At 65.0% G+C, this 15,441-nt stretch carries 13 protein-coding genes; 7 read left to right on the top strand and 6 right to left on the bottom strand.

Annotated features, from left to right (window positions below; genetic code table 11):
• Positions 1 to 61 precede the first annotated feature (61 nt).
• From rpmB to nadB, 3 genes are all read left to right on the top strand, one after another.
• Complete coding sequence (gene rpmB / locus EVC45_RS25615; protein WP_007180631.1) at positions 62 to 295, top strand: 50S ribosomal protein L28; 234 nt, start codon at positions 62 to 64, stop codon at positions 293 to 295.
• A gap of 10 nt (positions 296 to 305) precedes the next feature.
• Entirely contained in the window at positions 306 to 473 is a 168-nt protein-coding gene (rpmG, locus tag EVC45_RS25610) for a 50S ribosomal protein L33 (protein WP_008919555.1), read from the top strand.
• 224 nt (positions 474 to 697) lie between these two features.
• A complete protein-coding gene (gene nadB / locus EVC45_RS25605; protein ID WP_129961030.1) occupies positions 698 to 2,296 on the top strand; it encodes an L-aspartate oxidase in 1,599 nt (532 codons plus the stop codon).
• A gap of 124 nt (positions 2,297 to 2,420) precedes the next feature.
• On the opposite strand, the gene nadC is transcribed toward nadB, so the two are convergent.
• The 6 genes from nadC to purN form a co-directional block, all read right to left on the bottom strand.
• Positions 2,421 to 3,344, bottom strand: coding sequence for a carboxylating nicotinate-nucleotide diphosphorylase (gene nadC, locus EVC45_RS25600; protein ID WP_129961029.1), 924 nt, complete (start codon positions 3,342 to 3,344; stop codon positions 2,421 to 2,423).
• A complete protein-coding gene (gene nadA / locus EVC45_RS25595) occupies positions 3,344 to 4,483 on the bottom strand; it encodes a quinolinate synthase NadA (protein WP_211193477.1) in 1,140 nt (379 codons plus the stop codon). The genes nadC and nadA overlap by 1 nt, the downstream gene beginning before the upstream one ends.
• 128 nt (positions 4,484 to 4,611) lie before the next feature.
• The gene (locus EVC45_RS25590; protein ID WP_129961027.1) at positions 4,612 to 5,808 is read right to left on the bottom strand and encodes an acyl-CoA desaturase; all 1,197 of its coding nucleotides are present in this window, start codon (positions 5,806 to 5,808) and stop codon (positions 4,612 to 4,614) included.
• 200 nt (positions 5,809 to 6,008) lie between these two features.
• Positions 6,009 to 7,397, bottom strand: a complete 1,389-nt coding sequence (locus EVC45_RS25585; RefSeq protein ID WP_248295250.1) for a mechanosensitive ion channel family protein — start codon at positions 7,395 to 7,397, stop codon at positions 6,009 to 6,011.
• Positions 7,398 to 7,469: 72 nt separating this feature from the next.
• Positions 7,470 to 8,729, bottom strand: a complete 1,260-nt coding sequence (locus EVC45_RS25580) for an RsmB/NOP family class I SAM-dependent RNA methyltransferase (protein WP_129961026.1) — start codon at positions 8,727 to 8,729, stop codon at positions 7,470 to 7,472.
• Positions 8,726 to 9,379 (bottom strand): phosphoribosylglycinamide formyltransferase, encoded by a 654-nt coding sequence (gene purN / locus EVC45_RS25575; protein WP_129961025.1) that lies wholly within the window; start codon positions 9,377 to 9,379, stop codon positions 8,726 to 8,728. Before purN ends, EVC45_RS25580 begins: the two co-directional genes overlap by 4 nt.
• A gap of 138 nt (positions 9,380 to 9,517) precedes the next feature.
• On the opposite strand from purN, the gene EVC45_RS25570 reads away from it, so the two are divergent.
• The 4 genes from EVC45_RS25570 to coaBC all read left to right on the top strand — a co-directional run bounded on the left by EVC45_RS25570 (position 9,518) and on the right by coaBC (position 15,370).
• Positions 9,518 to 10,513 carry a bifunctional riboflavin kinase/FAD synthetase gene (locus EVC45_RS25570; protein ID WP_129961079.1) on the top strand — a complete coding sequence of 332 codons (996 nt, stop codon included), beginning with the start codon at positions 9,518 to 9,520 and terminating at the stop codon, positions 10,511 to 10,513.
• 168 nt (positions 10,514 to 10,681) lie between these two features.
• Positions 10,682 to 13,519 carry an isoleucine--tRNA ligase gene (ileS, locus tag EVC45_RS25565; RefSeq protein ID WP_129961024.1) on the top strand — a complete coding sequence of 946 codons (2,838 nt, stop codon included), beginning with the start codon at positions 10,682 to 10,684 and terminating at the stop codon, positions 13,517 to 13,519.
• On the top strand, positions 13,519 to 14,025 hold the full coding sequence (gene lspA, locus EVC45_RS25560) for a signal peptidase II (protein WP_129961023.1): 507 nt from the start codon (positions 13,519 to 13,521) through the stop codon (positions 14,023 to 14,025). The genes ileS and lspA overlap by 1 nt, the downstream gene beginning before the upstream one ends.
• 127 nt (positions 14,026 to 14,152) lie before the next feature.
• On the top strand, positions 14,153 to 15,370 hold the full coding sequence (gene coaBC, locus EVC45_RS25555; RefSeq protein WP_129961022.1) for a bifunctional phosphopantothenoylcysteine decarboxylase/phosphopantothenate--cysteine ligase CoaBC: 1,218 nt from the start codon (positions 14,153 to 14,155) through the stop codon (positions 15,368 to 15,370).
• The last annotated feature ends 71 nt before the right edge of the window (positions 15,371 to 15,441 follow it).

Here is a 15,441-nt window from a genome sequence, read left to right as displayed (position 1 = left end):
GCTCTTTTCGGGAAACTTTCACGGCGTTCGAACTCAGAATTAGCGTATTAGGAGTGCTCTCATGGCACGCGTATGCCAAGTAACTGGGAAAGCGCCGATGAGCGGCAACAACGTTTCCCACGCGAACAACAAGACCAAGCGCCGGTTCCTCCCGAACCTGCAAAACCGCCGTATCTGGGTGGAAAGCGAAAACCGTTGGGTGCGTCTGCGCGTTTCGAACGCCGGCCTGCGCCTGATCGACAAGAACGGTATCGACGCTGTGCTCGCAGACCTGCGCGCACGCGGTGAAGCCTAAGGAGTAAATCATGGCGAAAGGCGCACGCGACAAGATCAAGCTGGAATCGACCGCAGGCACGGGTCACTTCTACACGACGACGAAGAACAAACGCAACATGCCGGAAAAGATGCTGATCAAGAAATTTGATCCGGTCATCCGTAAGCACGTTGACTACAAGGAAACCAAGATCAAGTAATCTTGGCTCTCCAGCCTGACGAAGGCAAAAACATGAAAAGCCTCGCATCCGTGCGAGGCTTTTTTGTTCTTGCGCCCACCTCGCGATAGCGCCGCAACGCGCGCACGAATCACCCTATTCCGTTTGGCCAGCTTTCGCTAGCGCGTCGCGGCGCGTATCCTTTGTCGTTTTCGCGGCGCGGTTCGCGCGCCGTCATTGCAAAACGAAAGATGGAGATGTGGGCAATGGAATTCGATGTGGCGATTGTCGGTAGCGGTCTGGCTGGTTTGAGCGTCGCGCTCAATCTCGCGCAGACACGGCGCGTTGCTGTGATCGCCAAGCGATCGCTGACCGAGGGTGCGAGCGACTGGGCGCAGGGCGGCATCGCCGCGGTGCTCGATTCCGCGGACAGTGTCGAGAATCACGTGCGCGACACGCTGATCGCGGGCGGCGGCCTCTGCGACGAGGCGGCGACGCGATTTATCGTCGAGCACGGGCGCGCCGCGATTGAATGGCTGATCGAACAGGGCGTGCCGTTCACGAAAGACGACGCCGCCGAACTGGGCTTTCACCTGACGCGCGAAGGCGGTCATAGCCATCGCCGGATCATTCATGCTGCCGACGCGACCGGCCACGCGGTCGTCGCCACGCTCAGCGAACAGGTTCGCCAGCATCCGAACATCACGCTGTTCGAAGACCATCACGCGGTCGACCTGATCACGTCCGAACGCCTCGGCCTGCCCGGGCGCCGCTGCCACGGCCTGTACGCGCTCGATCTGCAAAGCGGCCGCACCGTCACGATCGAGGCACCGCATACGGTGCTCGCGACCGGCGGCGCCGGCAAGGTCTACCTGTACACCACCAACCCGGATACCGCGACCGGCGACGGCATCGCGATGGCATGGCGCGCCGGCTGCCGCGTGTCGAACATGGAATTTATCCAGTTCCACCCGACCTGCCTGTTTCACCCGTACGCGAAGTCGTTCCTGATTTCGGAAGCGGTGCGCGGCGAAGGCGGCATTCTGAAGCTGCCGGACGGCACGCGCTTCATGCCCAATCACGACGAGCGCGCGGAGCTTGCACCGCGCGATATCGTCGCGCGCGCGATCGACTTCGAGATCAAGAAACGCGGCATCGACTGCGTGTACCTCGACATTAGTCACCAGCCCGCCGAGTTCCTGCACGAGCATTTCCCGACGATCCTCGCCCGCTGCCGCGAGTTCGGCATCGACATCACGAAAGAGCCGATTCCCGTGGTGCCGGCCGCGCATTACACGTGCGGCGGCGTCGTCACCGACCTGGCAGGTCGCACTGACCTCGCGGGTCTCTATGCGGTCGGCGAAACGTCGTGCACGGGCCTGCACGGCGCGAACCGGCTCGCCAGCAATTCACTGCTCGAATGCCTGGTGATCGGCCGCTCGGCCGCCGAGGCGATCGAAGCGGAGGGCTTTGCCGCTGCTGTCCACGCGCCGCTGCCGGATTGGGACGAAAGCCGCGTGTCAGATCCGGACGAGGAAGTCGTGGTCGCGCACAACTGGGACGAGCTGCGCCGGCTGATGTGGAACTACGTTGGCATCGTGCGCACCGACAAGCGGCTCGAGCGCGCGAAGCACCGGCTTTCGCTACTGCGCGACGAGATCCACGAGTACTACGCGAACTTCAAGGTGAGTCGTGATCTGCTGGAGTTGCGCAATCTGGTCGACGTGGCCTCGCTGATCGTCGAGGGCGCGCGCTCGCGGCGCGAAAGCCGCGGCCTGCATTTCAGCCGCGACTGGCCGGCCGCATTGCCCAAGGCGCTGCCGACAGTGCTGTCGCCGAAATATGCGCGCAAGCGGAATACCTGATGGCATAGCGCTGAAACATACGCTGAAACGGCGCCTCAAACGACAAGGCCATTGCCGAAAAGCTCCGGCAATGGCCTTGTTCAGTTGTCGCGACGGTTGGTTGGTGCGCCAGAACGTCCGACGCTCAAACGATCCGCATCGAGTAGTCGGTCGCGCGCACGTCCTTGGTCAGCGCGCCGATCGACACGCGGTCCACGCCCGTCTCGGCAATCGTACGCACGGTCTCGAAGTTCACGCCACCGGACACCTCGAGCACTGCGCGCCCCGCCGTGATACGAACCGCGTCGCGCATCATGTCGAACGAGAAGTTGTCGAGCAGGATCGACTGCGCGCCATGTGAGAGCGCGGTTTCGAGTTGCTCGAGCGTTTCGACTTCGATCTGGATCGGCACGCCTGCGTTCAACGCGAGCGCCGCGTCCATCGCCGCACCCACGCCGCCGGCCGCTGCAATGTGGTTTTCCTTGATCAGAATGCCGTCGTACAGCGCGAGCCGCTGATTCGCCCCGCCGCCGACGCGCACCGCGTACTTCTGCGCGAGCCGCAAGCCCGGCAAGGTCTTGCGCGTATCGAGCACGTGCGTGCGCGTGTGAGCGATTGCATCGACATAGCGGCGCGTCGCGCTCGCCACGCCCGACAGCAGCTGCAGAAAATTCATCGCATTGCGCTCGCCGGTCAAGAGCGCGCGCACCGGCCCCCGTAGATCGCACACCGTCGTGTCGGCGCTCATGCGGTCGCCCTCGCGATACCGCCATTGAACTTCGATGCGCGGATCGACCGCGCGCATCACCGCGTCGAACCACGGTACGCCACACAGGACCGCGTCCTCGCGCACGATGATGCGCGCGTTGCGAACGTCATCGGCAGGCACGAGGCGGCCGGTCTGATCGCCGCTGCCGATGTCTTCGGCGAGCGCATCGGCGACGTTGCGCGCGAGCGCCGTGTCGAACGCCGCGCCGTATTGTGCGTGAATCTCCGCGAAAAGCGGCGACACTGCGTTGGCCCCTTCGTGCGCCACTGCCTGCTCAGGCGCCTTCTCCACCACAGTCATTACGCTGCCCCCACGTTCGAATACAGTTGCGCGTCGCGCGCAAGATCGCCGCTCGCCTGCACGCGCTTCTTGTGACGCGCCGCGAAATCGAGCATGCGGTCGATCGGCAGACGCGCACGCTCGCCGATCGCGCGATCGACGAAGATCTCGTTGTGGCCGCGCTCAAGCACATCGGCCAGGTTGGCGAGGCCGTTCATCGCCATCCACGGGCAATGCGCGCAGCTCTTGCAGGTCGCGCTGTTGCCAGCCGTCGGTGCCGCAATCAGCGTCTTGCCGGGCGCGGCGAGCTGCATCTTGTGCAGGATGCCGAGGTCGGTCGCGACGATGAAATGCGTCGCGTTGAGCTTCTGCGCAGCGTCGATCAACTGCGTGGTCGAGCCGACCACGTCCGCCAGGGCGACCACGTTGGCCGGCGACTCCGGATGCACGAGCACCTTCGCGTGCGGATAATCGGCGCGCAGCAGATCGAGCTCGATGCCCTTGAATTCGTCGTGCACGAGGCACGAGCCCTGCCACATCAGCATGTCCGCGCCGGTCTTGCCCTGGATGTAGCTGCCGAGATGACGGTCCGGCGCCCAGATGATCTTCTCGCCGCGCGCATGCAGATCAGCGACAATCTCCAGCCCGATCGACGACGTCGCCATCCAGTCCGCGCGCGCCTTCACGGCCGCGCTCGTGTTCGCGTACACGACCACCGTGCGGTCCGGGTGCGCGTCGCAGAACGCCGAGAACTCGTCGACCGGACAGCCGAGGTCGAGCGAACAGGTCGCATCCAGATCCGGCATCAGGATGCGCTTGTCCGGACTGAGAATTTTCGCGGTCTCGCCCATGAAGCGCACGCCCGCGACCACCAGCGTCTGCGCTTCGTGATCGCGGCCGAAGCGCGCCATTTCCAGCGAATCGGCTACGCAACCGCCGGTTTCGTCGGCAAGCTCCTGCAATTCGGCATCGACATAATAATGCGCGACCAGCACCGCTTTCTCGCGTCTGAGTAACTCGCGAATGCGTGCCTTCAGCACCCGCTTCTCTTCCGCCGACGGCGTCTCGGGCACCTTCGCCCACGCCTGGCCGACCCCGCAGGTCGTGCCCTGCGCCTGTGGCCGATCGTATTCGACGGTCTTGATCGCCTGCTGCTCCATCATCTCCTCTGCCCTCACCTGGCCGCCGCGGCTTGCCGCTCGCGTTGCACGCGATGCTTTTCCGCAGCCCAAAAATGCAAAACCCCGCCAACGCGGGGTTTTGTGACGTCTTTGAATTTTAATGGATTTCAGGCATAGCGACGCAACCGCATCGCGAAGTCTTGCAGCGCCTTGATTCCGCTCTGCTCGGCACGATGGCACCAGTCCTGCAATTGCACCAGCAATTGCTCGCGCGATGCGTTGGAGCGCTCCCACATCGCCGCCAGTTCGTTGCGCATGTCGATGTAGGTCTTCAGCTTCTGGCTGTTCGCAAAAATCTGCGGCAACTGGAGCCTCTGCGGCTCGTTGAGGCCTGCCTCTTCCTTGTGAAACCAGCTACGCGCGCCGCGCATCACCTGATACTTTTCGCGCGCGCCGACTTCCTTCAGATGCGCGAGCTCCTGGCGGTACGCCCGCTTGATCGCCTTCGCGTAACGCGCCATCACTTCGTAGCGGTTCGCGAGTACGGCCTGCAGCGTGTCCTGATCGAGCACGAGCTTGCCGGTGGTCAGGCGCGGCGTCGGCGCGACCTTCTTCACCTTGGCCAGACGAAACGCCTGCATGATGCGGATGTACATCCAGCCGATGTCGAACTCGTACCACTTATTCGAGAGCTTCGCCGACGTCGCATACGTATGATGATTGTTATGCAGCTCCTCGCCGCCAATGATGATGCCCCACGGGAAAATGTTGGTGCTCGCATCCGACGAATTGAAGTTGCGATAGCCCCAGAAGTGCGCGAGGCCGTTGACCACGCCGGCGGCCCAGAAAGGGATCCAGACCATCTGCACGGCCCAGATGGTGAGGCCGACGACGCCGAACAGCGCGACGTTGATCACCATCATCAGGCTCACGCCGAGAATCGGGTACTTCGTGTAGACGTTGCGTTCCATCCAGTCGTTCGGCGTACCGTGACTGAACTTGCGCATCGTTTCTTCGTTTTTCGCTTCGGTGCGATAGAGCTCGGCGCCTTCGAGCAGCACCTTCCAGATGCCGCGCGTTTGCGGGCTGTGCGGATCCTCTTCGGTTTCACACTTCGCATGGTGCTTGCGGTGAATCGCGGCCCACTGGCCGGTCAGCATGCCAGTGGTCATCCACAGCCAGAAGCGGAAAAAATGACTGACGATCGGGTGCAGATCCAGCGCGCGATGCGCCTGGCAGCGATGCAGATAGACGGTCACGCCGATGATCGTGATGTGCGTCACGATTAGCGTGTACACGACGAGTTGCCACCACGAGAAATGCAGCAGCCCGTGGGCAAGGAAATCGAGCAAAGAATTCAACAAGGTAAGTTACCTGCAGAACGAGAGATACGAAGCACACGCGACGCGTGTGTCATGAAAGTGAAAGCATACAGCGGGATAGGACGATATTCTACTTGAAGCGTTCCAAGTGTTTGTAACAAATAGGGATTTTTTGTGCGCTATCAAGTCGATGGCGATTCTCCCGGCGCTGAAGCATGCCTCGTCGCGGCCCGAAACGGTGCTCAACGACCGTCGTCGACAGCCCCGCCGGCGGGCCTGAGCGCGGAATCGGCCGTGGCATCAGGCACCGGATCGGTCATTGTTACCGGGTGCGGCATTGCGCCGCCTGTCGGACCGACGATGCGCACCTCGCGTTGCGCGAGCGGAATCGTGATGCCGTGCTCGGAAAAGAGACGCCAGATGTTGCGATTGACCGTCGAGCGTACGCCCCCCGTGCCGTTCGCCGCGTCCGCGATCCAGAAGCCCAGCTCGAGATTGATGCCATCCGGACCAAAGCCGACCAGAAACGGCGTCGGCGCCGGTTCGTGCAGCACCCGCGGCACGTCGGCGGCGGCCTCGGCGAGCAGCGTCATTGCTTGCTCGACGTCGGATGTGTAGGCGATCTGCACGGCCGCCTTCGCGTAGCCGCGAGTCAGATACGACGACTGGTTCTGTACGACGTCGGTGATCAGCTTCTCGTTCGGAATCAGCGTCTCGATACCGTCGAGTCCACGCACGACGGTGTAGCGCGTGCGAATCTGCGTGACGCGGCCCTGCAGGCCGCTCACGTTGATCGTGTCGCCGATTCGCAACGAGCGGTCGAGCAGAATGATGAAGCCCGACACGTAGTTGCTCGCGATCTTCTGCATGCCGAAGCCGAGGCCGACGCCCAGCGCGCCGCCGAACACGCCGAGCACGGTGATGTCGATGCCGACGATCGACGGACTGATCAGGATTGCCGCGAGCACGAAGGCCGCGCGGCCGACCCGCGCGACCACCACCTTCAGGTTCGCGTCGAGCGTGTTCGAGCGCATCAGGCGATCTTCGAACGACGAGCCGAGCCACATCGCGACGATCATCGTGACGCCGACCCACAACATCCCCGTGATCAGCGACAGCAGCGTCATATGCGCATTGCCGACGCGAAAGCTCACGCTGTCCAGCCATGCGATCACGGCGTTCTGAATGCCCAACAGCGTGACCACCATGCCGATCCACACCACCACCGACACGACCTTCTCGACGAGAAACAGCCACGGATGCTCGCCACCTTCGCGGTTGAACACCCGCCGCGCGAAGAAGAACACGATGTAGATCAGCCCGATGCCGACGAGCGGCACCAGCGCCAGATCGAGCAGCGCGGTGTCCATGAACTGGCCGGCGATCGCCCGCGCGAGCCACACGAGTCCCGCGCCGATCAGCGGAAAAGCCGCCCGGTGGAGGCTTTCCATGCCAAAACGCAGGCTCCCGTAGCGCGCCGGCTGCGGCCGCTCCATCCGGCGGCCCAGTGCCCGCGCAAGCGCCCACGCGACGAGCAGCGTCGCGAGCAGGATCGCGACCTGCCACAGCATCACGGGCTGACCGAAGTCGCGCGCGATGTCGCTGAACATGTGGGGAAAAGTCGTATGCATGGGTGTCGCCGAAATTGCCGGCACGCGCGGATTCGTCAGCCAATCCGCGCGCACCCGCCGGTAGCCGGTTGCCTAGCTCTGGCGCTCGAGCACGGCGGCGAAGAAGCCGTCGGTCGCATGGCGGTGCGGCCACAGCGACAGGTAGTCGCCCATCTCCAGTTCGATGCGCTGCTCGGCGAGCACGTCGCGCACGGGGACCAGCGCGAAATCAGGGTGATCGGCGAGGAACTGCTGCACGACCGCCTCGTTTTCCGCTTCGAGGATCGAGCACGTCGCGTAGACGAGCCGGCCGCCCTTCTTCACGAGACGCGCCGCGCTCGCGAGGATCGACGCCTGCTTCGGCGCCAGTTCGGCGATCGACTCCGGCGACTGGCGCCACTTCAGGTCCGGATTGCGGCGCAGCGTGCCGAGGCCGCTGCACGGGGCATCGACGAGCACGCGGTCGATCTTGCCGGCCAGACGCTTGATCTTCGCGTCGTGTTCGCTGTCGATCAACACCGGGTTCACGTTCGACAGGCCGCTCCTCGCGAGACGCGGCTTCAGCTTCGCGAGACGACGCTCGGAGACGTCGAACGCGTAGAGTCGGCCGGTCGAGCGCATCGCCGCGCCGAGCGCCAGCGTCTTGCCGCCCGCGCCCGCGCAGAAATCGACGATCATCTCACCGCGTCGCGGCGCGACCAGCGAGCACAGCAGCTGGCTACCCTCGTCCTGCACTTCGAGCCAGCCCTGCTGGAACGCGTCGAGCTTGGTGAGCGCCGGCTTGCCGACCACCCGCACGCCGAGCGGCGCGAACGGCGTCGCGCCTGCCTCGATGCCGGCCTTCGACAACGCGCCCAGCACGTCGTCGCGGCTCGCCTTGATGGGATTGGTGCGCAAATCGAGTGGCGCCGGGTAATTCAGCGCGGCGGCCAGCTGCGCGAGCTCGGCGCCCTCGAAGCGCGTGCTCAACGCCTGGCAGATCCAGTCGGGCAAGTTCAGGCGAATCCGCAGCGGCAGGCTTTCCGGGTCGATCTTCGACACGTGTTCGAGCCACGTCCCCTCGGCCTCGGTGACGAACGGCTTGAGCGCCGAGCGTCCGACTGTCTGCATCAGGCCCAGCAGCGCCATGCGGCGCGCCGGACTGCCGGTGCCGCTTTCGGCCAGATGCGCGAACTCCATCCGGCGGCGCAGCACCGCGAACACCGCCTCGGCGATCACGCCGCGCTCGGCATGGCCGAGCTTCGGATGCGCGCGGAAGAAGCGGCTCGTGGTGGCGTCGGCGGGGCCGTTCAGCCGCAGCACTTCGGCCAGCAGCGTTTCAGTTTGTCCAATCAGGAAACCATGCAATCTCATGCGCCCTCTCCGGCGGTGTGACCGGCAAAGAGCCATTGCGGCTCCGACGGCGTAAGCGTGACGCGCAAGCCGTCGAGAGCGAGACGCCCTTCGACGAACCAGCGCACCGCGCGTGGATAGATGATGTGCTCGGTGGCGAGCACGCGTGCGGCGAGCGTCTGGGCGGTGTCGCCAGTCTCGACAGGCACGGCCGACTGCAGAACGATCGGCCCGTGATCAAGCTTTGATGTGACAAAATGCACCGACGCGCCGTGGAACCGCACGCCGGCATCGAGCGCCTGCTGGTGGGTCTTCAGGCCCGGGAAGCTCGGCAGCAGCGACGGGTGTACGTTCAGCATGCGCCCTGCGTAATAGTCGACGAAGCGCGCGGTCAGCACGCGCATGAAGCCCGCGAGCACGACGAGGTCCGGCGCGAACGAGTCGATCTGCCCGGCGAGTGCCGTGTCGAAGCTGTCGCGATCCGGAAACTGGCGGTGGTCGACCACCGCCGTGGCGATGCCGCGCGACGCCGCGAACGCGAGCCCCGCGGCATCAGGACGGTTGGCAATCACGGCGGCGACCTGCGCCGGCCAGCCCTCGCTCGCGCAGGCGCGCACGATGGCTTCCATGTTGCTGCCCCGCCCGGAAATCAGGATGACGAGTTTTTTCATGCGCGGATTTTATCATTCGGCAATCGCTAACCCGCGACCGCGCAGCCGTCTGTTGCGCCAAGCGTTTATAATCGATTGTTTTGCGGCACCCTGCCCGCGCCCCTATTGCAATCGCAGCAACTGCTGCAACCCGCTATCGTGAGAGTCTTCCGCGGTCTTCCCAATGCCGAGAGCCGCGCGCCATGCGCGCTGACCATCGGCAACTTCGACGGTGTCCACCGCGGCCACCAGGCTCTGCTCGCGCACGTGCGCGCGGCCGCCAACGCGCGTGGCCTGCCCGTCTGCGTGATGACCTTCGAGCCGCACCCGCGCGAGTTCTTCAACCCTACCGGCGCGCCGCCGCGCATCGCGATGCTGCGCGACAAGCTCGAGGCGCTGCGCACCAACGGGGTCGACCGGGTCGTCGTCGAGCACTTCAATCACACGTTCGCGAGCCAGTCGCCGGACACGTTCGTCGAGCGGATCATCGTCAACGGCTTGCACGCGCGCTGGATCATGATCGGCGACGACTTCCGCTACGGCGCGAAGCGCGCCGGCGATTTCGCGTCGCTGCAGGCCGCCGGCAAGCAACACGGCTTCGAAGTCGAACAGATGGCGACGGTCGCCGATCCGTCGGGCGCGCGCATTTCGAGTTCGGGCGTGCGCGCGGCGCTGGTCGCTGGCGACCTCGACTCGGCGCGCGCCGCGCTCGGCCGCGACTATCTGATCAGCGGCCACGTCACCCATGGCATGAAACTCGGCCGCGATCTCGGCTTTCCGACGCTCAACCTGCCGATCGCGCACAAGCGTCCGGCTCTGGCCGGCATCTTCGTCGTGCAGGTGCACGGCATCGCCGAGCACCCGCTGCCGGGCGTCGCGAGCCTGGGTCTGCGCCCCACCGTCGACGATTCCGGCCGCGTGCTGCTCGAAGTACACCTGCTCGACTGGCACGGCGACGCGTATGGCAAACTCGTGCGCGTCGAATTTCTGAAGAAGCTGCGCGACGAGGAGAAGTTCGTCGACCTCGAAACGCTGACCGCCGCGATCGCGCGCGACGTCGCCAATGCGCGCGCGTGGTTCGCCGCGGTCGGCGCCGGCACGCCGGGCAGCCGTTCCACCGGTTTCGCCACCTCGGCCACCGACCGAATTAGATAACCGCCCGCGGTTTGGGCCGGCGCACCGCGCCGCACGAACCGTCGCCGCGCGCATCGAAGGGCGTCCTGGCTTCACGCGGAGCCGCCCGCCGGGCGCGTCCCACGCTCCTCGCGCAGCGCGCAATCCGCGCGCCGCTACGCAAAGAAACGAATTCACCGCCACCACATCATGAGCAACAAGAAAGCCGATTCGAAACCGCAGTCCCGCTACCCGGTCAACCTGCTCGACACGCCGTTCCCGATGCGTGGCGACCTGCCCAAGCGCGAGCCGCAATGGGTCAAGGACTGGCAGGAACGCAAGGTCTACGAGACAATCCGTGCTGCCTCCAAGGGCCGCAAGAAGTTCATCCTGCACGACGGCCCGCCGTATGCGAACGGCGACATCCACCTCGGCCACGCGGTGAACAAGATCCTGAAGGACATGATCGTCAAGGCGCGCAATCTGGCGGGCTTCGACTCGGTCTACGTGCCGGGCTGGGACTGCCACGGCATGCCGATCGAAATCCAGATCGAGAAGCAGTTCGGCAAGTCGCTGCCGGCGGCCGAAGTGATGCAGAAGGCCCGCGCTTACGCGACCGAGCAGATCGAGAAGCAGAAGGTCGGCTTCCGCCGTCTGGGCGTGCTCGGCGACTGGGACAATCCGTACAAGACGATGAACTTCGCGAATGAAGCCGGCGAAATCCGCGCGCTCGCGAAGATCATGGAAAAGGGCTACGTGTTCCGCGGCCTGAAGCCGGTCAACTGGTGTTTCGACTGCGGCTCGGCGCTCGCTGAAGCGGAAGTCGAGTACAAGGACAAGACCGATCCGACCATCGACGTGCTGTTCAGCTTCGCCGAGCCGGAAAAGACCGCGCAGGCGTTCGGCCTCGCGGCGCTGCCACGCAACGAAGGCGGCATCGTGATCTGGACCACCACGCCGTGGACCATTCCCGCCAACCAGGCACTGAACCTGCATCCGGAAATCGTCTACGCGCTGGTCGACACGCCGCGGGGCCTGCTGATCCTCGCCGAGGAGCGCGTCGAGGCGTGCCTGAAGCTGTACGGTCTCGAAGGCAAGGTCGTCGCGACCACGCAGGGTGAAAAGCTCGTGAACCTGCGCTTCAACCACCCGCTCGCGTCCGCGCATCCGGGCTACAAGCGCACCGCGCCGGTCTATCTCGGCGACTACGTGACGACCGAAACCGGCACCGGCGTCGTGCACTCGTCGCCCGCGTACGGCGTGGAAGACTTCGTGTCGTGCAAGTCGCACGGCATGGCCGACTCCGACATCATCAACCCGGTGATGGGCGACGGCCGCTACATCGAATCGCTCGCGCTGTTCGGCGGTCTGTCGATCTGGGCGGCCAATCCGCAGATCGTCGAGGCGCTGCAAGGCGCCGGCGCGCTGCTGCGCACCGAAAAGTACACGCATAGCTACATGCACTGCTGGCGCCACAAGACGCCGATCATCTACCGCGCCACCTCGCAGTGGTTCGCCGGCATGGACGTGAAGCCGAACGACAGCGACAAGACGCTGCGCGAAACCGCGCTCGAAGGCATCGAGAACACGGCGTTCTATCCGTCGTGGGGCAAGCAGCGCCTCTTTAGCATGATCGCGAACCGTCCGGACTGGACGCTGTCGCGTCAGCGCCAGTGGGGCGTGCCGATGGCGTTCTTCGTGCACAAGGAAACCGGCGAGCTGCATCCGCGCACGCTGGAGTTGCTCGAACAGGTCGCGCAGCGCGTCGAGAAGGAAGGCATCGAGGCATGGCAAACGCTCGATCCGCGCGAGCTGATCGGCGACGACGCGAACCTGTACGAAAAGAACCGCGATACGCTCGACGTGTGGTTCGACTCGGGCACCACGCACTGGCACGTGCTGCGCGGCTCGCACAAGGACGAGCTGCAGTTCCCGGCCGACCTGTACCTCGAAGGTTCGGACCAGCATCGCGGCTGGTTCCATTCGTCGCTGCTGACGGCTTCGATGCTCGACGGCCGCCCGCCCTACAACGCGCTGCTCACGCACGGCTTCACCGTCGACGGCGAAGGCCGCAAGATGAGCAAATCGCTCGGCAACGGCATCGATCCGCACGAAGTGGCGAACCGCCTCGGCGCGGAAATCATCCGCTTGTGGATCGCGTCGACCGACTACTCGGGCGAGCTCGCGATCTCCGAGGAAATCCTGAAGCGCGTGACGGAAGGCTATCGCCGGATCCGCAACACGTTGCGCTTCCTGCTCGCAAACCTGTCGGACTTCGACATCGCGCAGCACGCGCGTCCGGTCGACGACTGGCTCGAAATCGACCGTTACGCGGTGGCGCTGTCGGCGAATCTGCAGAACGACATCCTCTCGCACTACGAGAAGTACGAGTTCCATCCGGTGGTCGCGAAGCTGCAGACGTTCTGCTCGGAAGACCTGGGCGGCTTCTACCTCGACGTGCTGAAGGACCGTCTGTACACCACCGCGGCGGATTCGGTCGCGCGCCGCTCGGCTCAGACCGCGCTCTACCACATCGCTCATGGCCTGTTGCGCGTGATGGCACCGTTCCTGTCGTTCACTGCGGAAGAGGCGTGGAAGGTGTTCCAGCCGAACAGCGAAACGATCTTCACCGAGACGTACCACGCGTACCCGGCCGTGCCGGACGCGGGCGCGCTGCTCGACAAGTGGACGCTGCTGCGCGCCGCGCGCGGCGACGTGACCAAGGCGCTGGAAGAAGCGCGGGTTGCGAACCTGATTGGCTCGTCGCTGCAGGCGGAAGTCGAAATCCGTGCGAGCGGCGCGCGTTACGACGCGCTCGCGAGCCTCGGCGACGACCTGAAGTTTGTCCTGATCACGTCGGCGGCGAACGTCGTCAAGGTCGACAGCGAAGCGGATGAAGGCGTCGAAGTGATCACCTCGAAGTACCTGAAGTGCGAGCGCTGCTGGCACTATCGCGCGGACGTCGGCGCGAACGCCGAGCATCCGTCGCTGTGCGGCCGTTGCTTCAGCAATCTGTTCGGCAGTGGCGAAACGCGGAGCGCGGCATAATGGCGAGAACCATGTCGAAAACGTCCACCGCAAGCAGCTCGCTCGCACCCTGGCTCGGCATCGCGCTGATCGTCATTCTGTTCGACCAGCTGACGAAAATCGCCGTCCGCAAGGTGTTCGCCTACGGTGTGCCGCACGAGGTCACGCCGTTCTTCAACCTGATCCTCGTGTTCAACCGCGGCGCGGCGTTCAGCTTCCTCGCGATGGCGGGCGGCTGGCAGCGCTGGGCGTTCACCGCGCTCGGCGTGGTGGCGGCGCTCGTGATCTGCTATCTGCTCAAGCGGCACAGCGGGCAGAAAATGTTCTGCACGGCGCTCGCGCTGATTCTCGGCGGCGCGCTCGGCAATGTGATCGACCGGCTCGCCTACGGCCACGTGATCGACTTCCTCGATTTCCACGTGGGCGGCTGGCACTGGCCGGCGTTCAATCTGGCCGACAGCGCGATCACGATCGGCGCGATCCTGCTCGTGATCGACGAGCTGCGGCGAGTACGCGGCACACGCTAACGTCGCCGACGCGACGCTCGGCCGCGCTTGCGCGAGCCGCGCGTGGCGGCCGGTTTGAAACGCGCGGCGGCAACGACGGATAACGCCCTCCTGCCGCCGCGCGATCATGCTTTGTCGGAGGCTTTCGTTGGCAACCGCTGAACTCGCAGGCAAACACCTCGTCCTCGGCATGACGGGCGGCATCGCCTGCTACAAGATCGCCGAACTCACGCGTCTCTTGACCAAGGCAGGCGCAACCGTGCAGGTCGTCATGACCGAAGCGGCCACGCAGTTCATCACCCCCGTCACGATGCAGGCACTGTCGGGCCGACCGGTCTACACGAGCCAGTGGGACGCACGCGTGCCGAACAACATGGCGCACATCGATCTGTCGCGCGAAGCCGATGCGATCGTGATCGCGCCGGCGTCGACCGACTTCCTCGCCAGGCTCGCGCACGGCATGGCCGACGATCTGCTGTCGACGCTGTGCATCGCACGCGACTGCCCGCTGCTCGTCGTGCCGGCGATGAACCGGCAGATGTGGCAGAACCCGGCCACGCAACGCAACGTCGCGCAACTGCGCGCGGACGGCATCGAAGTGCTCGGCCCCGATTCGGGCCCGCAGGCCTGCGGCGAGATCGGCGATGGCCGCATGCTCGAAGCGGCCGCGACCTACGAGGCGATCGCGTCGTTCTTCGCGCCGAAAATCCTGTCGGGCCGGCGCTTGCTGCTGACCGCCGGGCCGACCTTCGAACCGCTCGACCCGGTGCGCGGCATCACCAATCGTTCGAGCGGCAAGATGGGCTTCGCACTCGCGCGCGCCGCGCAGCAGGCCGGCGCCGACGTGCATCTGGTGGCCGGTCCGGTCGCGCTGGAAACGCCGTGGGGCGTATTTCGCGAGGATGTGCAGACCGCGCAGCAGATGCACGACGCGGTGATGCGCACGGTCGCGGACGCGGACATTTTCATCGGCGTCGCGGCGGTGGCCGACTGGCGCGTCGACCATGTCAGCGATCGGAAGATCAAGAAAACCGCCGAGCGCACGCTGCCGAGCTTTTCATTCGTCGAGAATCCGGACATCCTCGCCGCGGTCGCCAGGCTGTCGAAGCCGCCGTTCGTGGTCGGCTTCGCCGCGGAGAGCGACAATCTCGAAGTCCACGGCGAGGAAAAGCGCGCACGCAAGAACGTGCCGCTGCTGATCGGCAATCTGGGTCCGCAAACGTTCGGGCTCGACGACAACGAAGTGATTCTGTTCGAAGCAGGCGGCGCGACCAGGCTGCCACGCGCCGACAAGCAGACGCTCGCGCGCGCGCTGATCACGGAAATCGCGAAGCGTCTGCCGCCCGGCATCAGTCCGGCTGGCTGAGCGACGCGACGGCAACGGGCCCGGGTGCCCTCGCCGTCCTGGTCGCATAGCTAACGGGAATCATCTGGAGC

It is taken from the genome of Paraburkholderia sp. UYCP14C (assembly GCF_004197395.1).
In the GTDB taxonomy this organism is placed as follows: domain Bacteria; phylum Pseudomonadota; class Gammaproteobacteria; order Burkholderiales; family Burkholderiaceae; genus Paraburkholderia.
Note: the sequence above shows the minus strand (reverse complement) of the source record. Positions and strands in the feature narration are given on the sequence as shown.